Annotated in this window: 20 protein-coding genes and 1 pseudogene; 13 read left to right on the forward strand and 8 right to left on the reverse strand. The window is 64.2% G+C overall.

The features are described 5' to 3' along the window. The 7 genes from EJ074_RS14350 (at window position 1) to EJ074_RS14380 (ending at window position 7298) form a co-directional block, all read left to right on the forward strand. Window positions 1-960 (forward strand): ABC transporter permease, encoded by a 960-nt coding sequence (locus EJ074_RS14350; RefSeq protein WP_095805000.1) that lies wholly within the window; start codon window positions 1-3, stop codon window positions 958-960. Between the two features lie 12 nt (window positions 961-972). Then, a complete protein-coding gene (locus EJ074_RS14355; protein ID WP_129553542.1) occupies window positions 973-1797 on the forward strand; it encodes an ABC transporter permease in 825 nt (274 codons plus the stop codon). After that, on the forward strand, window positions 1797-3452 hold the full coding sequence (locus EJ074_RS14360) for an ABC transporter ATP-binding protein (protein WP_095805002.1): 1656 nt from the start codon (window positions 1797-1799) through the stop codon (window positions 3450-3452). The genes EJ074_RS14355 and EJ074_RS14360 overlap by 1 nt, the downstream gene beginning before the upstream one ends. A 79-nt stretch (window positions 3453-3531) precedes the next feature. Then, a complete protein-coding gene (locus tag EJ074_RS14365) occupies window positions 3532-4371 on the forward strand; it encodes an alkaline phosphatase family protein (protein ID WP_095805409.1) in 840 nt (279 codons plus the stop codon). 260 nt (window positions 4372-4631) lie between these two features. Continuing rightward, window positions 4632-5198, forward strand: a complete 567-nt coding sequence (locus EJ074_RS14370; protein ID WP_095805410.1) for a sigma-70 family RNA polymerase sigma factor — start codon at window positions 4632-4634, stop codon at window positions 5196-5198. After that, a complete protein-coding gene (locus tag EJ074_RS14375; protein WP_095805003.1) occupies window positions 5195-5863 on the forward strand; it encodes an anti-sigma factor in 669 nt (222 codons plus the stop codon). The genes EJ074_RS14370 and EJ074_RS14375 overlap by 4 nt, the downstream gene beginning before the upstream one ends. Further along, window positions 5853-7298, forward strand: a complete 1446-nt coding sequence (locus EJ074_RS14380; protein WP_095805004.1) for a S8 family serine peptidase — start codon at window positions 5853-5855, stop codon at window positions 7296-7298. Before EJ074_RS14375 ends, EJ074_RS14380 begins: the two co-directional genes overlap by 11 nt. 31 nt (window positions 7299-7329) lie before the next feature. Here EJ074_RS14380 and EJ074_RS14385 read toward each other — a convergent pair whose 3' ends face one another. After that, window positions 7330-7683 carry a hypothetical protein gene (locus EJ074_RS14385; RefSeq protein ID WP_095805005.1) on the reverse strand — a complete coding sequence of 118 codons (354 nt, stop codon included), beginning with the start codon at window positions 7681-7683 and terminating at the stop codon, window positions 7330-7332. Between the two features lie 64 nt (window positions 7684-7747). Next, window positions 7748-7861: pseudogene (locus EJ074_RS30750) on the reverse strand (transcriptional regulator); the annotation flags it as partial. Between the two features lie 454 nt (window positions 7862-8315). Here EJ074_RS30750 and EJ074_RS14395 point away from each other — a divergent pair. Then, the gene (locus EJ074_RS14395; protein WP_129553543.1) at window positions 8316-8753 is read left to right on the forward strand and encodes a CBS domain-containing protein; all 438 of its coding nucleotides are present in this window, start codon (window positions 8316-8318) and stop codon (window positions 8751-8753) included. 480 nt (window positions 8754-9233) lie between these two features. Here EJ074_RS14395 and EJ074_RS14400 read toward each other — a convergent pair whose 3' ends face one another. Further along, window positions 9234-10256: a substrate-binding domain-containing protein gene (locus tag EJ074_RS14400; protein WP_095805007.1), complete on the reverse strand. Its 1023-nt coding sequence runs from the start codon at window positions 10254-10256 to the stop codon at window positions 9234-9236. A gap of 365 nt (window positions 10257-10621) precedes the next feature. Here EJ074_RS14400 and EJ074_RS14405 point away from each other — a divergent pair, with 365 nt between their 5' ends. From EJ074_RS14405 to ugpC, 5 genes are all read left to right on the forward strand, one after another. Next, on the forward strand, window positions 10622-11977 hold the full coding sequence (locus tag EJ074_RS14405) for an ABC transporter substrate-binding protein (RefSeq protein WP_095805008.1): 1356 nt from the start codon (window positions 10622-10624) through the stop codon (window positions 11975-11977). A 186-nt stretch (window positions 11978-12163) separates the two neighbouring features. Then, window positions 12164-13177: a sugar ABC transporter permease gene (locus tag EJ074_RS14410; protein WP_095805009.1), complete on the forward strand. Its 1014-nt coding sequence runs from the start codon at window positions 12164-12166 to the stop codon at window positions 13175-13177. A gap of 1 nt (window position 13178) precedes the next feature. Next, entirely contained in the window at window positions 13179-14333 is a 1155-nt protein-coding gene (locus EJ074_RS14415; protein WP_095805010.1) for a carbohydrate ABC transporter permease, read from the forward strand. Window positions 14334-14337: 4 nt separating this feature from the next. After that, complete coding sequence (locus EJ074_RS14420) at window positions 14338-16002, forward strand: alpha-glucosidase family protein (RefSeq protein WP_129553544.1); 1665 nt, start codon at window positions 14338-14340, stop codon at window positions 16000-16002. Between the two features lie 31 nt (window positions 16003-16033). Further along, a complete protein-coding gene (ugpC, locus tag EJ074_RS14425) occupies window positions 16034-17146 on the forward strand; it encodes a sn-glycerol-3-phosphate ABC transporter ATP-binding protein UgpC (RefSeq protein ID WP_129553545.1) in 1113 nt (370 codons plus the stop codon). A 96-nt stretch (window positions 17147-17242) separates the two neighbouring features. Here the strand turns inward: ugpC and EJ074_RS14430 are convergent, their stop codons facing one another. From EJ074_RS14430 to EJ074_RS14450, 5 genes are all read right to left on the reverse strand, one after another. Then, on the reverse strand, window positions 17243-17473 hold the full coding sequence (locus EJ074_RS14430; protein WP_095805013.1) for a DUF680 domain-containing protein: 231 nt from the start codon (window positions 17471-17473) through the stop codon (window positions 17243-17245). Between the two features lie 68 nt (window positions 17474-17541). Beyond that, window positions 17542-17748: a DUF680 domain-containing protein gene (locus EJ074_RS14435; protein ID WP_095805014.1), complete on the reverse strand. Its 207-nt coding sequence runs from the start codon at window positions 17746-17748 to the stop codon at window positions 17542-17544. A 440-nt stretch (window positions 17749-18188) separates the two neighbouring features. Next, window positions 18189-19673: a DegQ family serine endoprotease gene (locus tag EJ074_RS14440; protein ID WP_129553546.1), complete on the reverse strand. Its 1485-nt coding sequence runs from the start codon at window positions 19671-19673 to the stop codon at window positions 18189-18191. Window positions 19674-19839: 166 nt separating this feature from the next. After that, a complete protein-coding gene (locus EJ074_RS14445; RefSeq protein WP_095805016.1) occupies window positions 19840-20601 on the reverse strand; it encodes an MBL fold metallo-hydrolase in 762 nt (253 codons plus the stop codon). Then, complete coding sequence (locus EJ074_RS14450; protein WP_095805017.1) at window positions 20601-21767, reverse strand: diphosphate--fructose-6-phosphate 1-phosphotransferase; 1167 nt, start codon at window positions 21765-21767, stop codon at window positions 20601-20603. The genes EJ074_RS14445 and EJ074_RS14450 overlap by 1 nt, the downstream gene beginning before the upstream one ends. Window positions 21768-21778: the final 11 nt, after the last annotated feature.

Genomic DNA, 21778 nt, shown 5'->3' on the forward strand with positions numbered 1-21778 from the left:
ATGTCCTCGCCCATCGTGAAACTGGTGGCCCAGCGCATTGCGCTGGGCATCCTCCTTCTGCTGGCCGTTTCGGTCCTGATCTTCGCCGGCACCCAGATCCTGCCCGGCGACGTCGCGCAAGCCATCCTCGGACAATCGGCGACGCCGGAGTCGCTCGCCAACCTGCGCGAGCAGCTCGGGCTTAACCAGCCTGCCTATATCCGCTACTTTCACTGGCTGGGCGGCGTGCTCACCGGCGACCTCGGCACAGCCATGTCGAGCGGGCAGGACATAGCGACGTCGATCAAGGACCGGCTGTGGAACACGCTGTTCCTGGCGTTCTGGGCGGCGATCGTCGCCGTGCCGCTGGCCATCACGCTGGGACTGATCGCGGTGCGCTTCCGTAATGGCTGGGTCGACAAGCTGATCTCCGGGCTGGCGCTCGCCTCGACTTCGTTCCCGGAATTCTTCATCGGCTATCTGCTGGTGTTCTACTTCGCGGTTCAGCACCAGTGGTTCCCCGCCATCTCCACCGTCTATGAAGGAATGCCGCTCGGCGAGCGCATACAGGCGATCGCGCTGCCGGCCTCGGCGCTGACGCTGGTGGTGCTTGCCCATATGATGCGCATGACGCGCGCTGCGATCCTGAACGTCATGCAATCGGCTTATGTCGAGACGGCCGAGCTCAAGGGTCTTTCCGCCTTTGCCGTCATCCGCAAGCATGCCTTCCCGAACGCCATCGCGCCGATCATCAACGTCGTCATGCTCAACCTTGCCTATCTCGTCGTCGGCGTCGTCGTGGTCGAGGTGATCTTCGTCTATCCGGGCATGGGCCAGTATCTCGTCGATCACGTCACCAAGCGCGACGTGCCGGTCGTGCAAGCGGTCGGGCTGATCTTTGCCGCGGTCTACATCAGCCTCAACATCATTGCGGACATTGCGGCGATCGTCGCCAATCCGCGTCTCAGGCATCCGAAGTAGGGGGCGACCGATATGCTCGATATCAGACGCATCCCCATCCCCGCTCTTGTCGGCGTCGTGCTAACAACGCTATTCGTGCTTATGGCGGTCTTTGCGCCCTGGATCGCGCCGCACGGCAATGCCGAGATCATTGGCGACGTCTGGGGGCCGATGTCGTCGGCCCACTGGCTGGGCACCGACAATCTCGGCCGTGACCTGCTGTCGCGCATGATCTACGGCGCCCGCATCACGCTGTTCATCGCGGTGCTGGCCACCGCGCTGTCCTTCTCGGTCGGCGCCATCCTTGGCTTTTCGGCCGCGGTGTTCGGCGGCTGGTTCGACACGATCCTGTCGCGCCTCGTCGACCTCCTGATGTCGATCCCGACACTGATCATGGGCCTGGTGGTGCTCTCGGTGCTGCCAACCAATCTGGTGACGCTGATCCTGGTGATGGGCGTTCTCGACTCCACCCGCGTCTATCGCCTTTCGCGCGCAGTCGCCGTCGACATCAACGTCATGGATTATGTCGAGGCCGCCAAGCTGCGCGGTGAAGGCAGCGGCTGGATCATCTTCCGCGAGATCCTGCCCAACGCATTATCGCCGCTCGTCTCGGAGCTGGGGCTGCGTTTCATTTATGCGGTGCTGTTCTTGTCGACGCTTTCCTTCCTCGGCCTCGGCGTGCAGCCGCCGGATGCCGATTGGGGCGGCATGGTGAAGGAGAACAAGGACGGCATCGTGTTTGGCATTCCGGCCGCGCTGATCCCGGCCGCGGCGATCGCGGCGCTGGCGATCTCGGTCAATCTCGTGGCCGACTGGGTGCTCAACCGCACGACGAGCCTGAAGGGAGGGCGCGGCTGATGGCTGACGGCAAAGCGAAGTCAGGCCTTCTGCTCGATATCCGCAATCTGCGCATCGAAGCGACGGTCTATCCGCCCGGCGAGGCGCCGAAGACCATCACGCTCGTCCACGACGTTTCGCTGACGCTGGAAAAGGGCAAGGTGCTCGGCCTGATCGGCGAATCCGGCGCCGGCAAGTCGACCATCGGCCTGTCGTCCATGGGCTATGGCCGCGGCGGCGTGCGCATCACCGGCGGCGAGGTGATCCTCAACGGCCGCGACATCATGAAGGGTGGCAAGGAAGGCTTCCGCAAGCTGCGCGGGCGCGAGGTCTGCTATGTCGCGCAATCGGCGGCCGCCGCCTTCAATCCGGCGCACCGGCTGATGGACCAGGTGGTGGAAGCGGCGCTTCTGCACGGCACGGCGACGCGGGCCGAAGCGGAGAAGCGTGCCGTGGCCCTGTTCAAGAAGCTCAGCCTGCCCAATCCCGAAACGATCGGCCAGCGCTTCCCGCACCAGGTCTCGGGCGGGCAGCTGCAGCGCGTGATGACGGCGATGGCGCTGTGCTCGGAGCCGGACTTGATCGTCTTCGACGAGCCGACCACGGCGCTGGACGTGACGACGCAGATCGACGTGCTGGCGGCGATCAAGGATGCCATCCGCGACACCCATGTGGCGGCGCTCTACATCACCCACGACCTCGCGGTGGTCGCGCAGGTGGCCGACGAGATCATGGTGCTGCGTCACGGCCGGCTGGTCGAATGGGGCGGCACCCGCCAGATCATCAAGGAGCCGCGGCAGGAATACACCAACGCGCTGGTCTCGGTGCATGAGATCAAGCATGACGAGCAGCAGCCGGGCAACGCGCCGATGCTGTCGGTGAAGAACGTGACGGCTGCCTATGGCGGCGGCCACATCAAGGTGCTGAAGAATGTTTCCGTCGATATCTTTCCCGGCCAGACGCTGGCGGTGGTCGGCGAGAGCGGCTCAGGCAAGTCAACGCTGGCGCGCGCCATAACCGGCCTGCTGCCGCCCGAGCAGGGCAGCGTCGTGTTCGACGGCCGCACGCTCGGCAACCGGCTGGCCGACAGGCCGAAGGAAGATTTGCGCCAGCTGCAGATGATCTACCAGATGGCGGACGTGGCGATGAACCCGCGCCAGACGGTGGGCACCATCATCGGCCGGCCGCTGGAGTTCTACTTCGGCATCAAGGGCCGCGAGCGCGACAAGCGCGTAACCGAACTGCTCGACCAGATCGAGATGGGCAAGGGTTTCGTCGACCGCTACCCGGCCGAGCTTTCCGGCGGCCAGAAGCAGCGCGTCTGCATCGCCCGCTCGCTGGCGGCCAAGCCGAAGCTGATCATCTGCGACGAGGTGACGTCGGCACTCGACCCGCTGGTCGCCAACGGCATCCTCAAACTCTTGCTCAACCTGCAGCAGGTCGAGAAGGTCGCCTATCTCTTCATCACCCACGATCTGGCGACGGTGAAGTCGATCGCCGACTCCATCGCGGTGATGTATCGCGGTGAGGTGGTCCGCTATGGCTCGAAGAGCAAGGTGCTGACGCCGCCCTTCGATGCATATACGGACCTCCTTCTGTCCTCCGTTCCGGAGATGGAGATTGGCTGGCTCGAGAAGGCCATCTCGGGGCGGCGCATGGCGAGCGCCGGCAACTAGGGCCCAGGTCTTTCTCAGCGTTTGGACCTGATCATTCGGCCCAGACGCAGCCCTCTCGCAAGCCCGCATGGAGCAGCCCGTGGCGCTCAAATCCCGACTGCTGCTCGTCATCCTCGACGGCGTGCCCTACCGGAACTGGCGCCGGCTGATGGGCAATCTGGAAGGCTGGGTGCAGTCGGGCGAGGCGCAGGTGTGGAGGATGCGCTCGGTGCTGCCGTCGACCTCGGCCTGCTGCTACGCCTCGATCCACACCGGTGTTTCGCCGCAAGTGCACGGCATTCTGTCCAACGAGAACCGGTTCCGGGTCGAGCAGCCCGATATCTTCTCCGAGGTCAGCAAGGCCGGCGGCAAGACTGGCGCCGTCGCCCATTCCTACTGGTCGGAGTTCTTCCGTTCCTGTCCTTTCGACCTGGTCGAGGACATGGAATATGACGAGCCGGGCGGCCCGATCACGCATGGCCGCTTCCACACCATGACCGGCTACAATCTGAAGAACCAGATGACGCCGAGCGACGTCGACCTGTTCGCGACGCTGACCATGCTGACCAGGCGTTACGGCATCGATTACGGAATCCTGCACAGTTGCACGCTGGACTCGATGGGCCATCGCTTCGGCCATGACTGCCACGAGATGGACCATGCCTGCTACGCGGCGGACGGCATGCTTGCCGCCTTCCTGCCCGGCTGGCGGCGGGCCGGCTACGAGGTGATCGTCACCGCCGACCACGGCCAGACGAACCGCGGCCACCACGGCGGTCACGACGACGAGATGCAGGATTTCGCGCTTTATTATTTCGGCCCGGCGAAAGGACCGGAAGCCGATACGCTGCTCGACCAGTTGCAATTGGCGCCGACGGTGCTGCGCCGGCTCGGCGTGGCGATACCGCCGACGATGAAGGCGAAGGTGTTTTTGGAATGAAGGTAGCGTCGGCGCGCCCTCTCCCCGTCCATACGGGGAGAGGGTGAGGGCAGCGCCAGCGTCGATGCGTAGACAGGAACGCTGGAGCCGCCCCTCATCCGCCTGCCGGCACCTTCTCCGCGTATAGTGACGGGAAGAAGAGAGACACTCTGGCAACCTCCCTGCTCTTCGGCTAGCTTCCGGAAATTCCTTGGCGGAGGATGAACCTTTTTGATCCAATCAGCGACACAGCCACGAGGAGCCAGGCGGCTCGACCGGCCATGAATGCGGCGACCGAAACCGATCGCGCGCTCGTAGACCGGGTCGCGAAGGGCGACCGGGCTGCCGTGCGGCTCCTGTTCATGCGTCACCACGCGCGGATCTACCGCTTCGTGGCGCGGCAGACGGGATCGGAAATGATGGCCGACGATATCACCAACGAGGTCTTCCTCGAGCTGTGGCGCCAGGCGCCCGGCTTCGAAGGCCGCTCCGAAGTCTCGACATGGCTGCTCGGCATCGCCCGCTTCAAGGCGCTGTCGATGCTGCGCAAGAAGAAGGAAGACTGGATCGACGACGATGACGCGGCGCAGGTTCCCGACAGCGCCGATACGCCGGAGGTCGTCACCATGAAGGAAGACAAGGCCGCCGCCTTGCGCCGCTTCGTCAACGCCCTGCCGGAAGAGCACCGCACGGTGATCGACCTTGCCTACTACCACGGACAGTCGGTGACCGAGATCGGCGAGGTGCTCAGCATTCCGGTGGCGACAGTCAAGACCAGGATGTTCTACGCCCGCAAGAAACTCGGCGAGGCCTTGAAGGCCGCCGGTTACGACAGGGGGTGGCCATGAGCGCCGCTGAAAAGATGTCGCGCCGCGACGAGATGGAGACGCTGCTGCCGTTCTATCTGAACGGCTCTCTGGAAGGCGCCGAGCTGGAGGCCGTCGAGGAATGGCTGGCCACGGATCCCGCCGCCCTTGCCGCGCTTGGCGAGGCGGAAGCAGAGTTCTCCGGCACCGCGGCCGCCAACGAAGCGCTCCGCCCTCCCGCCGATGCGCTCTCGCGTTTCGCCCGGGCGCTCGACGCCGAAGCCGGTCCGGCCCGCGCACCTGCCGGCCAGTCCTGGCTCGCCAAGGTCTTCGGCCGGGTGACGGCAATGCCCGCCGGCGTCGCCTGGGCCGCGGCCGCGGCGCTGCTGGCGCTTGTCCTGGTACAGTCCTTCGAGCAGCCGGGCGGCAAGGGCAATGATTTCGAGATCGCCGGCGCCCAGGACGATCTGGCGAAGCTGCCCTTCGCGCTGGTCAAGTTCAAGGCGGACGCCAAGATGTCGGAGATCGCCGCCTTCCTTGGCCAGAACGGGCTGAAGATCGCCGGCGGACCGACTGCCGACGGCGTGTTCCACCTGACCATTCCGGCCAGCAGCGCAGCCGATTACGAGAAGCTCGTCGGCCTTATTGCCGCCCAGCCTTTCGCGGAGGCTGTGGTGCAGGGAAGGAAACCGGCCGATGGCGGCTAAGGCGGTCATTCTGCATGCGGCAATCCTTGCGGCGACGGCATTCGTCGCCGCGCCCGCCTTTGCGCAGACCAATGATTCAAAGCTCACCCAGACACAAGTCGACTGCCTCGACCGGGGCACCGCAGCGGGCGCGGACTGTGACAAGGACGGTGGCGCCAAGAATGGCGGCACCAGTAAGGGCGGCGCTGTCGGGGGCGCGGTGTTCATCCCGGCGCTGATCGTCGATCTGTTTCCAAACCCGCCGGCGAGTGCGGCGCCGTCAGGCCCGCCGGGCGGAACCCAGCAGCCGGGCGGCGCGACGGACGCGCTGCCACCCGCGTCCCCGCCAAGCGGGCCGGTCACAGTGCCCACCGGTCTCAATCTGGCCGCGCCGCCGCGCGCCGTGTCCGGCGAGTTCGTGCCCGACGAGGTGCTGGTGACGGTGAACGGCGATGCCGGCGCGGTGCAGCAGATCGCCACCGCCTTCGGCCTGCAGGTGCGTTCGCAGCGCCAGTCGCGGCTGCTCGGCTCAACGCTGGTGCGATTCGGCATTACCGACGGGCGACCGGTCGGCGTGGTGTTGGCGCAGCTTGCCGCCGACGGGCGCACGCAGCGGCGCGAACCCAACCATATCTATTCGCTGCAGCAGGCGGCCGGCATCGTGAATTATGCCTTCGAGCGCATCGCGCTCGATTCAAAGCAGGCGAGCGGGGAGAATGTCCGCATCGCCGTCATCGACACCGGCATCGACGACAGCAATCCGGCGCTGGCCGGGGTCATCGCCGGGCAGTTCGACGCGATGCCCAACGTGCCGATCGAGAAGCGCGACCACGGCACCTCGGTCGACGGGCTGATTGCCGGCGTCGGCGCGCTGGAGGGCATGGCGCCGGGCGCCAGGATTTTTCACGCGCGCGCCTTCGAAGGCGGCAAGTCGACCATGGACGTCATCCTTTCGGCGCTCGATTGGGCGGCCGAGCAGGATGTGAGCATCATCAATATGAGCTTCGTCGGCCCGAAGAACGACCTGCTGGGCACCGCCTGCCGCAACGCGCGCGCGCTCGGCATGGTGCTGGTGGCGGCCGCGGGCAACAACGGGCCGAAGGCGCCGTACGGCTATCCAGGCGCCTTCGACGGCGTCATCGCGGTGACCGCCACCGACGCCAAGGACGGGCTGATGCCGCAGGCCAATCGCGGCCCTTATGTCTTCATCTCGGCGCCGGGCGTGGAGATGGTGGCGCCGAGCGGCGCCGGCTCCGAGGTGGTGACCGGCACTTCCTTCGCGGCAGCGATCGTGTCCGGCGCCATCGCCAACCTGATGCATGCCGCGCCCAACCGGTCGGCCGACGAGATCGAGAAGGCGCTCGCCGCCACCGCGAAGGATCTCGGGCCGAAGGGACGCGACAATGATTTCGGCTATGGGCTGATCGACACGAAGGCGGCTGAGGCGGCGAAGTAGCGTTGTCAGACGGACCGTTTGCCGGTTTGGGTCACTGGTCCAAAGGCGCGGTTGCGGCCCCAAACTGAAGCGTCGCAAACTCACTGCTTCGCAACCGATCGAGGAAAGCCGCAACGGCAGAGGGATCGCTGCCTGCTGGAAATACGACAAAGAGTTCCCATCCTTCGGGCGAGTTCATTTGCTTGCTCGGAAAGCTGCTTTTCCGGGTTAATGCCTGCAATCGATCCAAATCGGCTTGCGGCCCCGTGGCGGTGATGCCTATCAGGCGGGTGGTTGGTGATGCAAGGATGGGAGGCGAGGCCTCCTCCGCAACGGAAAATGTTGGGAAAGCGCTGGGAGCGAGCGCTGCCGAGATGAGCAGGATGTAGCGTCCGGCCATATGCATGAGGCAATGTGCACTGGCACGCTATCGTTCGCAAGGAATCCAGGACGGCCCGGCGTATCTGACTTTATACCGGCGCCCCCGCCACCGATCCCCTCGCCACCAGATTGACCGGCCAGACCTCGCCCCGCGACCCTTCCTCCAGCCCCGATATGCGCGCCGCCAGCCGTTCGGCGACGCGCACCGGCACCACCGTTGGTCACTGGCGCTTCGGACTGACGGCCTCGACCTCTTCTCGCATGCTCGCATCAGGTAGTTCGCTGGGACCATCTGGGTTCGGGGCTGGGTTTTCACGCGTGTCCCTCGGCGGCTTGTCCTTTGGATTGGGGTTATCTGGTATTGGTTTCCGTGCTTTTTCCTGTTTCGTTGATTTCGGCATCGGACAGATCCCTTTCCTGCACAACTTCGGCGAAAGCTGCGGTTTCATGCCAAGTCAGTAGCTAGTCGGTCGTTCGGTGCTTTTTGCGATTTTGGCACCCGCCTCCACCGAGCGGCGGCGGCGAGTCGACGCCGGATAATAGCTCGCTCGTCGCGATGAACCAGGAGACCCAGTTTGTGATGGAACGCTACCGCCGAACAATTAGTTCCTGGTCAAATACCGATCCGGCGGAGGGTTTCGTACCTGGGAGAGAACAATGAAGATCCGCAGTTGCATGACAAAGGATGTAACGATTGCCAATCCCGAACAGTCAATTCGCGACGTGGCGCAGATGATGGAAAGGCTTGACGCGGGGGCCGTCCCCGTGGCCGACGGTGATCGGCTGGTCGGCATGATAACCGATCGCGATATCGCCATCCGTGGGGTGGCGGCGGGTAAAGGACCTGACGCCAAGGTAGGGGATGTGATGAGCCCGGAGGTCAAATACTGCTTTGATGACGATGATGTCGAGCGTGTGCTCGAAAACATGGGCGACTTGCAAGTGCGCCGACTCCCCGTCCTCAATCGAGACAAGCGGCTCGTCGGCATCGTTTCCATTGGCGATCTGGCGACAAATGGCAAAACTGCAGAGACTGGAGACGCTTTGCGCGATATCTCGCGGCCGGGCGGCGAGCATTCGCAATCTGCACATTGATTAGTGCGCAAGTCGGCTGGATGTGAGCCTCCCCTTCGTTGACCGGCGGTTCGTGCCGGCTGGGCAGGCGCTTTCTTCGATTGGTCGAGGATCCCAGACCCGAAGCGTCGGCGCTCGACGCTTCGGGGTGCGGGGGAGCTATTGGGCTGGCGTGCCGCCGAGGATAAGCAGAAAACCCGAGTCGCCGGTCGAATACCACAATCCCAGATACAGCAGTGCCACTAGTACGATGACAATAGCCGCAACTCGAACCAGCACACGCATAGCGTTGTCACCTTTGCTTCGATCTTCCTCCCAAGTCCCGGTTGTCGGCATGATGCCGAACTCATTCGACTATAAAGCGGAAAACCCTCACCAATGCCCCGCGTTCCAAAAAAGCAACGGCGCTTCGGCGATCCCCGCGGGTCAAATGCATCAACGGTCAGCGCCTTCGACCGGCCCTTGAAGAACTCAAGGCCATGATCTTCGCCGCCGCCCTCACTAACCCGGCGCGCCGGCGACCGATCCTCGCACCACCAGATCGACAGGCCAGACCTCACCGCGCGCCCCCTCCTCCAGCCCCGATATCCGTGCCGCCAGGCGTTCGGCGACGCGCGCGCCGGCGAGCCGGATCGAGGAGCGCGTCGTCGACAGCGGCACCGGAAAATTCTCCGGCCGCAGCCAGGGGAAAACGTCGTCGTGGGCGACCAGCGACAGGTCGCCCGGAATGGTCAGGCCGAGGTCGCGCACGGCACGCACCACGCCCAGCGCCATGATCAGGCTGGAGCAGACGATCGCAGTCGGCGGCTCGCCCTGCTCGAGCAGGCGGCGGGCGGCGCGGTAGCCGTTCTCCTCGGTCATGGTCGCGGAACAGATGTGGCGCTCGCCAAACGCGAGCCCGCTCGCGGCCAGCGCCCGGCGCACGCCGCGCTCGCGGTGAATGGCGAAGGTCTCACGGTCGTCGCCGTTGATCAGCGCCAGCCGCTTGTGGCCGAGCTGGACGAGAAGCCTTGCCGCCTCATGGAAGGCGCCCTCATTGTCGATGTCGAGATAAGGATAGTTGAAATCAAGGCCCTCGCTGCGGCCATGAACGAGGAACGGGATACCCAGCGTGTTGACCAGCGCCAGCCGCCGATCGGCCGGACGCGGCGATGAAATATAGACGGCGTCGACCTGGCGGTTGGCGACGATGCGGCGGTAGGTGGTCTCCTGGTCGTCGGCATCAGCCGGCGAGAGCACGAGGTCGAGCTCATGCGAGCGGGCATAGTCGCCTAGGCCGGACAGGAACTCGACGAAATGCGGATCGATGTCGACCGCATTGCCGGTGGGCAGCACGTAGCCGATCATGCCCGACTTGCCGGTGGCCAGCCGGCGCGCGCTGGGGTTCGGCCGGTAGCCATGGCGCTTGGCGGCATCCATCACCCGGCGCCGCGTTTCCTCGTTGACTTCTGGATAGCCGTTCAGCGCCCGGCTCACCGTGGTCTGCGAGAGCGACAGCATATGGGCGAGTTGCTTCAGGTTCACGGAGGCCCCCGACACCTCAAAGCGCTTTCAATTTGAATCAATCCAATGACAGCCCCACGACGCTGCTGGACTTTTCGACCATAGGGGCCGGGTGGACCCGTTTGAAGCCGAAATTGCTGCTGCACCGCCAAAAAAGCATGCTGCACTGCACTTTCGTACTCTCCGCGATGAAATTTAAATCGATTAATGTCCGCGACCCCTTGACTTCCGGTCGATTCAATGGCGAGATCAAAAAAGCCAAAGCGCTTTGGAAGGCTCTTCGAAAGGTTGCGGTTCTCCTCTCGCTGAGTCACAGTTTCCGCGGGCGTCGGCGGACGAAATGGAGGTTTTGTCCGAACCATTCATGACCACTGGGAGGAACAGCGATGAAGAAGATGCTTCTCTTGGGTGCCGCGTTCGCCGCACTCGCCCTCAGCCTGCCGGCGCATGCCGAGCTGAAGTTCAAGCCGGGCGAGGACCCGCGCTTCCACTGGGCAAATTACGACGACCTCAAGAAAGTCGACCTCAAGGGCGAAACGCTGACGATCTTCGGGCCGTGGCGCGGCGAAGACGAGACCTTGGTGCGCACCGTTCTCGAATATTTCCAGGAGGCCACCGGCGCCGAGATCAAATATTCCTCGTCCGAAAATTACGAACAGCAGATCGTCATCGACACCCAGGCCGGCAGCCCTCCCAATATCGCCGTTCTGCCGCAGCCCGGCCTCATCCAGGACCTGGCCTCCAAGGGCCTGCTGACGCCGCTCGGCGACGACACCGCCAAGTGGATCAAGGACAATTACGGCGCCGGCCAGTCCTGGGTCGACCTCGGCACGTTCAAGGACAAGGACGGCAAGCCCGGCTTCTTCGCCTTCCCTTACAAAGCCGACGTGAAATCGTTGGTCTGGTACTCGCCGGACAATTTCGAGGAAGCCGGCTACAAGGTGCCGAAGACGCAGGAAGAACTCGCCGACCTCGAGAAGAAGATCATCGCCGACGGCGGCAAGCCGTGGTGCATCGGTCTCGGTTCGGGCGGCGCCACCGGCTGGCCGGCGACCGACTGGGTCGAAGACATCATGCTGCGCACGCAGACCCCCGATGTCTACGACAAGTGGGTGAAGAACGAGATCCCCTTCAACGATCCGGCCGTGGTCAATGCCATCGACATTTTCGGCAAGATCGCCACGGACGACAAGATGGTCGACGGCGGCGCCAAGGCGGTCGCGGCGACCGACTTCCGCGACAGCCCGAAGGGCCTCTTCGCGGTGCCGCCGAAATGCTACCTGCATCACCAGGCCTCGTTCATCCCGACCTTCTTCCCGGAAGGCACCAAGCTCGGTCAGGACGCGGACTTCTTCTACTTCCCGCCCTATGCCTCCAAGCCCGATCTCGGCACGCCCGTGCTCGGCGCCGGAACGCTGGCCATGATCACCAAGGACTCCAAGGCGGCGCGCGCCTTCATCGAATTCCTGAAGATGCCGCTGGCGCATGAGATCTGGATGGCGCAGGGCGGCTTCGTGACGCCGTTCAAGGCGGTCAACAAGGAAGCCTATGCCAGCGACGCGCTGAAAAAGCAGGGCGATATCCTGGCCAACGCCTCGACCTTCCGCTTCGACGGCTCGGACCTGATGCCCGGCAAGATCGGCGCGGGCTCCTTCTGGACCGGCATGATCGACCTGGTCGGCGGCAAGTCCGCCCAGGACGTCGCCACCGACATCCAGAAGAGCTGGGATGCTATCAAGTAGGCCGCCGGTGGCGACCTGACGCTAGACCTTCCTGATCCTCCTACTGGATCCGGGCTACGGCCCGGATCCGACCGGCAATGGACGCCGGACCGGTTTGCGTTCGCTCGTTCCGAATAAACTGAATCGGCGCATCCTTATCGCCAGGGCTGCTTCGGCCCGGCCGATCATGCGCAGGGAGAGGGACCCATGGCGGCTCAGATTTTCTCGGCCATATTCGTCATCATCATCGGCGTCGGCGGCTGTGTCGCCTATTTCTGGGGCGCCAACAAACTGCTCGACATCATCTTCCCCTCGCGCGGGGTCTCGGGCACCGCGGCGGTCGACAATCTGCGCCGGCAGGGGCTGGTGCGGCCGTGGCTGTTCGTCGGCCCGGCGATGATCATCCTGACCATCTACCTGATCTATCCGGTGATCGAGACGTTGCGGCTCTCCTTCCTCGACCGCAGCGGCGCCAACTTCGTCGGCCTCGCCAACTACGAATGGGCGTTCGGCGATCACGATTTCCGCAACTCCATCCTGAACAACGTGCTGTGGCTGGCGGTGGTGCCGGCGGCCTGTACCTTTCTCGGGCTGATCATTGCCGTGCTCACCGACAAGATCTGGTGGGGTACGATCGCCAAGAGCCTGATCTTCCTGCCTCTCGCCATCTCCTTCGTCGGCGCCAGCGTGATCTGGAAGTTCATCTACGAGTATCGCGGCGAGGGGCAGGTCCAGATCGGCCTGCTCAACGCGATCATCCAGTATTTCGGCGGCCAGCCGCAGGTCTGGATCTCACTGCCGTTCTGGAACAACTTCTTCCTGATGATCATCCTGATCTGGATCCAGACCGGCTTCGCCATGGTGATCCTGTCGTCAGCGCTGCGCGGCATTCCGGAAGAGACGCTGGAGGCCGCGGTGATCGACGGCGCCAATCCGTTCCAGATCTTCTGGAAGATCATGGTGCCGCAGATCTGGGGCACCATCGCTGTCGTCTGGACCACCATCACCATCCTGGTGCTCAAGGTGTTCGACATCGTGCTGACGATGACCAACGGCCAATGGAACAGCCAGGTGCTGGCCAATCTGATGTTCGACTGGATGTTCCGCGGCGGCGGCGATTTCGGCCGCGGCGCCACGATCGCCATCATCATCATGATCGCGGTCATTCCGATCATGGTCTGGAACATCCGCCAGGCCAACAAAGAGACGGGAGGGCACTAAGATGTCCGCCAAGACCGGAAAGTCCTTCGCCAGCCGCTTCGGCGTCCACATCGCGGTCCTCGTCTTCGTCGTGATCTGGACCATCCCGACGCTCGGGATCCTTGTTTCGTCGCTGCGCGACAAGGACCAGATCATCGCCTCGGGTTGGTGGAATTCCTTCGCCAGTTCCAGCCAGACCGAGGCCGGCCGCCTGCCGGCCGCCTCGGCGCAGGTGCAGAAGGACGGCAAGTATGTCATCGAAGGCAACATCTTCGGCGACGGCCCCAAGCGCGACATCAGCGCCTTCGGCGTCAAGGCGGCAGCGCCGACGCAATACGCCGCCGGCACGGCGGCCGATCTCGGCGAGGGCGTGACGTTGCAGGTGAACGCCGACGGCGGTTTCGTGCTTGCCTCGCCGAAAGCCTTCGAGGGCGAGCGCGGCCAGCGCGTCTATTTCGCCTCTTCGGCGCCGCCGAAATTCACCACCGACAATTATGACGCCGTGCTGTTTTCGGAAGGCATCGGCCGCTCGTTCATGAACTCGCTGACGGTCACCATCCCCGCGACCGTGATTCCGATCCTGATTGCGGCCTTCGCGGCTTACGCGCTGGCCTGGATGCGCTTTCCGGGCCGCGCGCTGCTGATCGCCGTCATCATCGGCCTGCTGGTGGTGCCGCTGCAGATGTCGCTGATCCCGCTGCTCAAGCTCTATAACGGCGTCGGCGCCTTCTTCGGCGTGCCGTCGAAGACCTATCTCGGCATCTGGCTGGCCCATACCGGCTTCGGCCTGCCCTTCGCCATCTACCTCTTGCGCAGCTATATCGCGGGTCTGCCCCGCGAGATCATGGAATCGGCCCGCATCGACGGCGCCAGCGATTTCGAGATCTTCGTCAAGATCGTGCTGCCGCTGTCGTTCCCGGTGCTCGCTTCATTCGCCATCTTCCAATTCCTGTGGGTATGGAACGATCTGCTGGTGGCGATGGTTTTCCTCGGCACGGCACCCGACCAGATCGTGCTGACGGCGAAGCTCAATGCGCTGCTCGGTTCGCGCGGCGGCAATTGGGAAATCCTCACGACCTCGGCCTTCGTGACCATCATCGTGCCGCTGATCGTGTTCTTCTCGCTGCAGCGCTATTTCGTGCGCGGGCTGCTTGCTGGCTCGGTGAAAGGAGGTTGAGACAATGCAATCGGCTTTGAAGGCGACTTCGAGACCAGACCCCGCTGTCGACCGCGACTGGTGGCGGGGGGCGGTGATCTACCAGATCTACCCGCGCTCCTATCAGGACTCCAACGACGACGGCATCGGCGACCTGAAAGGCATTGTGCGGCGGCTGCCCTACATCGCCTCGCTCGGCGTCGACGCCATCTGGATCTCGCCCTTCTTCAAATCGCCGATGCGGGATTTCGGCTACGACGTGTCGGATTATTGCGACGTCGATCCGATGTTCGGCACGCTCGCCGATTTCGGTGCGCTGGTGGCGGAAGCCCACCGGCTCGGCCTCAAGGTGATGATCGACGAGGTGCTGTCGCACACCGCCGACATCCATCCGTGGTTCAAGGAAAGCCGCTCGAGCCGCGGCAACCCCAAGGCCGACTGGTATGTCTGGGCCGACGCGAAGCCCGACGGCACGCCGCCCACCAACTGGCTGTCGATCTTCGGCGGCTCGGCCTGGCAGTGGGACACCAGCCGCCAGCAATATTACATGCACAATTTCCTGGCCGAGCAGCCGGACCTCAACTTCCACAACGCCGAAGTCCAGGACGCGCTGCTCGACGTCACCCGCTTCTGGCTCGAGCGCGGCGTCGACGGCTTCCGGCTCGACACCATCAACTTCTATTTCCACAGCCAGGGACTGGAGGACAATCCGCCGCTGCCGCCGGAAGAGCGCAACGACCAGACGGCGCCGGCGGTAAACCCTTACAACTACCAGGACCATATCTACGACAAGAGCCGGCCGGAGAATCTCGGCTTCCTCGAGCGGTTCCGCGCGCTGCTCGAGCAATATCCGGCCCAGGCCGCCGTCGGTGAGGTCGGCGACTCCCAGCGCGGACTGGAAGTGGTCGCCGCGTATACGGCCGGCGGCAAGCGCGTGCACATGTGCTATTCATTCGACTTCCTGGCGCCCGAGAAGATCAGCGCCGCCAAGGTGCGCACGGTGCTGGAAGCCTTCGGCAAGGTCGCCACCGACGGCTGGTCGTGCTGGGCCTTCTCCAACCATGACGTTATGCGTCCGGCATCGCGCTGGGCTGCCGACGAGGCCGATCCGACCGCCTATCTCAAGGTGATCTCGGCGCTGTTGATGTCGCTGCGCGGATCGGTCTGCATCTACCAGGGCGAAGAGCTCGGCCTCGGCGAGGCGGAACTTCAATTCGAAGACCTGCAGGATCCCTACGGCATTCGCTTCTGGCCGGAATTCAAGGGTCGCGACGGCTGCCGCACGCCGATGGTGTGGGATGCAACCGCAAAGAACGCCGGTTTCTCGGGCGCAAAGCCCTGGCTGCCAGTGCCGGACAAGCACCTGTCGCAAGCGGTCAACGTGCAGCAGGGCGACCCGAACTCGCTGCTCGAGCATTACCGGCGCTTTCTTGCCTTCCGGCGCCAGCACCCGGCGCTTGCCAAGGGCGACATGGAGTTCATCGCAAGCGATGGCGACACCGTTGCCTTCACCCGCCGCGAGGGCAATGAGCGCATCGCCTGCGTCTTCAACCTCGGCAGCAAGCCTGCCGAGGTCGATCTCGGCAAAGCCACGCTGAAGCCCTTGTCGGGACACGGCTTTTCGGGACAGACTGGCTCAGGGCCCATCCGCCTCGGCGGCTATGGCGCCTGGTTCGGGCGTATCGACTGAGTTTGCAACAGACAACTGGGAGGACGAAATCATGGCCGATGTCACGCTGAACCAGGTGCAGAAATCCTACGGCAACATCCACATTCTCCACGGCATCGACCTCGACATCAAATCGGGCGAGTTCATCGTCTTCGTCGGACCGTCGGGCTGCGGCAAGTCGACCCTGCTGCGATCGATTGCCGGGCTCGAGGAGATCACCTCGGGCGTGCTGCAGATCGACGGCGAGGTGGTGAACGACGTGCCGCCGTCGAAGCGCGGCATCGCGATGGTGTTTCAATCCTATGCGCTCTATCCGCATATGACGGTCTACGACAACATGGCCTTCTCGATGAAAATCGGAAAGGAGAGCAAGGCCGAGATCGACAAGCGGGTGCGCCAAGCCGCCGAAATCCTGCAGCTCACCAAATATCTCGACCGGCTGCCCAAGGCGATGTCGGGCGGCCAGCGTCAGCGCGTCGCCATCGGCCGCGCGATCGTGCGCAATCCGAAGGTGTTCCTGTTCGACGAGCCGCTGTCGAACCTCGACGCCGCACTGCGCGTCGCCACCCGCATCGAGATCGCCAAGCTCAAGGAATCGATGCCCAACACGACGATGATCTACGTCACCCACGACCAGGTCGAGGCGATGACGCTGGCGGACCGGATCGTGGTGTTGAAGGAGGGCCGCATCGAGCAGGTCGGTACGCCGATGGAGCTCTACAAATGCCCGGGCAATCTGTTCGTCGCCCAGTTCATCGGCTCGCCGGCGATGAACATCCTGCCGGCGAAGATCGAGAGAGCCGGCAACCCGACCCTGGTCAGCCATGTCGGCGAGCGCAAGGCGACGGTGCCGATCGCCACGCCCGCCTCGGCGAGTGGCACGGCGGTGAGCTTCGGCGTGCGGCCGGAGGATCTCGCGATCGCGACCGGCACCGATTATCTGTTCGAGGGCAAGGTCGACTATATCGAGCAGCTCGGCGAGGTTCAGCTCGTCTATGTCGATATCGGCCGTGCCGACCTGCCGCTGGTAGCCAAGCTGCCCGGCAATGTCGAGGTCAAGCGGGGCGAGACGCTGCGGCTGAACGCGAGCGCCGGCGACCTGCACATCTTCGACGCAGACGGCCATTCCTTCACGCTGCATCGGCCTGAGGCGAAGGCGGCCTGACGTCGCCGATTGCGGCGGGAGCCGCATCCTGTCCGGCTAAAACAAAGAGCGGCGAGCCAGGCCCGCCGCTCCGATTGGTGCACTGTCCAGGGTCGGTCAGCGGCCGAAGAGATTGCGGTCGCTGCCCTGCTGGGCCGACTTATGCACGTCGCCAGACGTGTTCAGCAGCTTGTAGACCGGCGAGTCGGAACCGACCGACGAGGTGCGCGTGGTGTCGACCGTGGCGGCCGGCTGATCGGCGCCCTTGGCGCCGTAGTTGTCGCTGGCCGCGAAGGCCGCGCTGGAAACGGCCAGAAGGGCGGCCGTGGCAAGAACAATCTTCTTCATTTTGCTACTCCTGAATTTCTTCAATCGACAGCAGCGGGCAAAGCCGCCAGCTGTCCGAAAAATCGCCGTCAGTTGTTGCCGAAGAGGTTGCGATCGGCGCCCTGGGTCACACCCTGCTGGGCGGCGGGCTCGGACTTCCTGATCGAAGCGGTGTAGGAGCTGTCGACGGCGACAGCCTGCTGATCGGCACCCTTGGAACCGTAATTGTCGCTGCCGGCGACGGCGCTGCCGGAAATTGCCAGAAGGGCGGCGGCAGCGAGAACAATCTTTTTCATTTTTGGTACTCCAGTATCATTATTTCCGTCCGTCTAGCGGCGTGTCTTGGGAATGAATTCGCGTCGTTCGGACAGCCCCGATGTGGGTCAGCCGAATGGCCAATTCCAATCACGAAGTTGTTCCGGCTGGACCAAGAATCCACATCTTGAAATTGTACCTGCGCCTCCCACCAATTCCAATTTTCGCTTTTGTTTCAATCCGTTGGTCAAGTTCGCGGTTTGGCTCACCGGCGGAGTCGCACCGCCGGTGTTCACCCGTCCTGCACGCTCCGTCAACAGAAACGAACCGTTCGGTTCGATTTTAGAATGTGCTAATAGTCACTTTTGGATACCTTGCGCCGCCTTGAGGCCGCGTCCAGGCACGATGGCGGGCAAGCCGAGAGCATTCGGCCAGCGCCACATTGGGTGACCTGCCGGCCGCACCGGCAGGCCTGCTCGCGTCAGCCTGCTGCGAAAGGAACGGCGATGAAGATCTGCGCGTCGCCGCGGTCGACCAGCAGCAGCACGGACCTTCTGCCCGACTTTCCGGCTTCCGCGATCGCCTGGTTTGCCTGCCTGGCGCTCTTCACCGGCGTGCGGTCGACGCGTTCGACCACGGCTCCTCGCTGATTGTCGGCCAGGTTGAGCTGCTCGCGGATATCGGGCGTAAGATCGGTCAGGCCAAGGCCGAGCGAAGGCACGCGCAGGCCCTGTTCGGCCGACGGCTTGCCGCTGTCGCCATTGGACGCCGTCTTCTGGTCCTCGGTGTTGCGGCCGACATCGGCGGAGATCTGCATCACCTTGCCGTTGCGCCAGACGTTCACCGTTTCCTTGACGTCGGGAGAGACATCGGCGACGGCGCGTGACAGGTCCTTGGGGTCCTTGATCTCCTGGCCGGCGAAGCCGGTGATGACGTCCCCGGTCTCGATGCCCGCTTTGGCCGCCGGCGACCCGTCGGTGACCGCCGAGACCAGCGCGCCGCCGGGATGATCGAGACCGATCGCGCTGGCGACGTCCTGCGTCACCGGCTGGATCTGGACCCCGAGATAGCCATACTCGATGTCGCCGCCCTTCATCAGCTTGGCGACGACCTTTTCGGCCTGATCCGAGGGGATGGCAAAGCCGACGCCGACGCTGCCGCCATTGGGCGAATAGATGGCGGTGTTGATGCCGATGACACGGCCGCTCACATCGACCAGCGGACCGCCGGAATTGCCGTGGTTGATCGGCGCGTCGATCTGGATGAAGTCGTCGAAAGGCCCGCTGTGCAGATCGCGCCCGCGCGCCGAGACGATGCCGGCGGTGACCGTGGTGCCGATGCCGAACGGATTGCCGATGGCCAGCACCTGGTCGCCGGTCATCAGCTTGTCGGAATCGCCCCACTTCACTGTCGGCAATGGCTTGTCCGCCTTGATCTTCAGCACCGCCAGGTCGTTCTTGGCGTCATGGCCGACCAGCTTGGCGGGAAGCTCGGTGCCGTCGTCGAGCGTCACCTTGATCGAGGTCGCGCCGTCGACGACATGGTTGTTGGTGACGATGATGCCGTCGGAGCTGACGATGAAGCCGGAGCCCAAGGCTTCGGCGCGCTGCGATTGCTGCGGCGGCGTCTTCGGCATTGGCATGCCCTGATCGCCGAAGAATTGCTGAAAATACTGGTCAAAGGGCGAATTGCCGTCGAAGGGCGAGCCCTCGCCCATCGCTTCGGGCTGCGCCTTCATGACCGTGGTGACCGTGACGACCGCCGGCTTGGTTGTGGCAATGATCGGCGCGAAGGAGCCGTTCGGAGCCGTGATGCCGGGGACGGGCGTCTGGGTCGTCGCAGCCGCGTTGCTGAGACCGGCGTTGCCGCCGCTTTGCGCGAAGGTGACGACAACGGGCGAAATGATCAGCGCAGCGCCCAGCAGGGCGGCGACGCGATGTCTGCGAAGAATGCTTGATGGTGACATGGTCGTTCTGTCCGGGCGAGAGTTGACGTTGCGCCGCGGGATTCTCGAGGCAGCCGTCGGCGTGTCGAGGACCGGGAATGCCCGTCTCGCCATGCAGGCGGCCGGCCTGATCGACCGCCAAGCATGTAGGGTCCGGAATGGCCCGAATTAGGGTTTCGGCGTGACCTTACGAAGATTTAATCCCGGAAGCGCTCATGAACCGCTGCCTGCGGCGCAGATAGGCAGAGGCGATCTCGCGCATCCTGGCGCGGTCGAAACTCGGGCCATGGCCGCCATGACCGACCCGGATGGGGAGTTCGAGCAGGCGCTGCATGCTACGGCAGTAGGCGGCGCGGTCGGAATCCGGCAGATCGTCGATCAGCATGCCGTCATAGATGGCATCGCCGGCAAAGAACAGGCCGTCGGCCTCGTCGAACAGCGCGATCGAATCCGGCGAATGTCCGGGAAGATGCAGCACGCGGAATTTGCGGTCGCCGAGATCGACGATGTCGCCCTCATCGAGCGCGCGCGTCAGCGGCGCCGGCAAAATCCGGTAGTCGGCCGCCTTCCAATCCGGCGCCGGCAGTAGCGATACGGCACTGTCGAGAGTGTGGAACATGTAGGCGTAGGTGACGGCGTCATCCATGCCGTCGAACTGCGCCGCGCTCATCTTGGGCCCCATCCTCAGCGGAAATTCGTGCAGCGAGCCGACATGGTCGAGATGGATGTGGGTGGCGACGACGATCAGCGGCTTGCCTGCCGGCGTCTCGATGTGAGGCGCCAGCGGGCAGATGCCCATGCCGGTGTCGACCAGGAGATCGGCGTCGCGGCCTTTGACGTGCCAAATGTTGGCGCGCACGAAATCATGCACGAAGGGCTCGGTCAGCATCGTCGTCGCGGCATCGACGACGGCCTTGCCGAACCAGTCGCCAACCACAAGGTCGCCCATCAGACGAAGGGCTTGCCGACCTTGTATTTCTCCGGCACCAGCCGCCTCAGATAGGCCATGCCGGCCTCGGAGAGCTGATTCTCGTCCGGCTTCATGAAATCATCCGGCATGTGCCGCGTCTTGCCGGCGACGGCCTTCAGCGGCACCTTCTTCAGCACCGTCTTTGATCCGTCATACTGCAGCGCCACGGAGCCGCCGCCTTCCTCAGCGACGGCAACCGCGAAGGCGCCGGCGTCGAAGGCCTCCCTGGCGTCTACGGCGCTGATCGCGCCGACATAGCCGCGCGGCATGTAGCCCAGCGCGTCGACACGCGCCCGCTTGCCGGGCAGGCCTTCGGCGAGCGCGCGTTCGAGCGCGGCCGGCAGATCGCTGCCCGACAGCTTGACGTTGCCGTGCTGGTCGCGCTCGAGCTTCTCCGGCGGCACCAGGCTCTCGACCAGCGCCTTGCCGTCGGCGGTGCTGACGCCTTCAGACACGGCGACGATGCAGCGCTTGTGGCGATCGAGCGTCTTGCGCACGTCGTCGATGAACCGCTCGGCGGAGAAGGCGCGCTCCGGTACATAAACCAGATGCGGACCGCTGTCGGGGTCGAGCTGCCAGGCGGCCGCGGCGGCGGTCAGGAAGCCGGCATGCCGGCCCATCACGATGCCGACATAGATGCCGGGCAGCGCGCGGAAATCGAGATCGACCGAGAGGAAAGCGCCGGCCACGAACTCGGCCGCCGAGATGAAGCCCGGCGTGTGATCGTTTTCCTCGAGGTCGTTGTCGATGGTCTTCGGCGCATGCACGAAGGCGATCTTGCCGCCGGCAGCATCGGTCAGGATCTGCTGCGTGCCCGAGGTGTCGTTGCCGCCAATATAGATGAAGGCATCGGCGCCGGCCTTCTTCAAGCCGTTGAGAACGAGCTCGCAATAGGCGGCGTCGGGCTTATCGCGGGTCGAGCCGAGCGCGGCGCTCGGCGTGCCGGCGATCAGCTGCAGTCGGTCCTCCGGAATGGCGGAGAGGTCGACGTAGTTGCCGTCGCGGATGCCGCGCACGCCATGGATCGAGCCCAGCACCTTGGCGCCGGGGTGGCGCTTGCGGATTTCCAGCGTCGCGCCGACGACCGTCTGGTTGATGACGGCGGTCGGGCCGCCGCCCTGCGCGATGACGAAAGTTCCGGCCATGCTTTATGTCT

It is taken from the genome of Mesorhizobium sp. M3A.F.Ca.ET.080.04.2.1 (assembly GCF_003952525.1).
GTDB lineage: Bacteria > Pseudomonadota > Alphaproteobacteria > Rhizobiales > Rhizobiaceae > Mesorhizobium.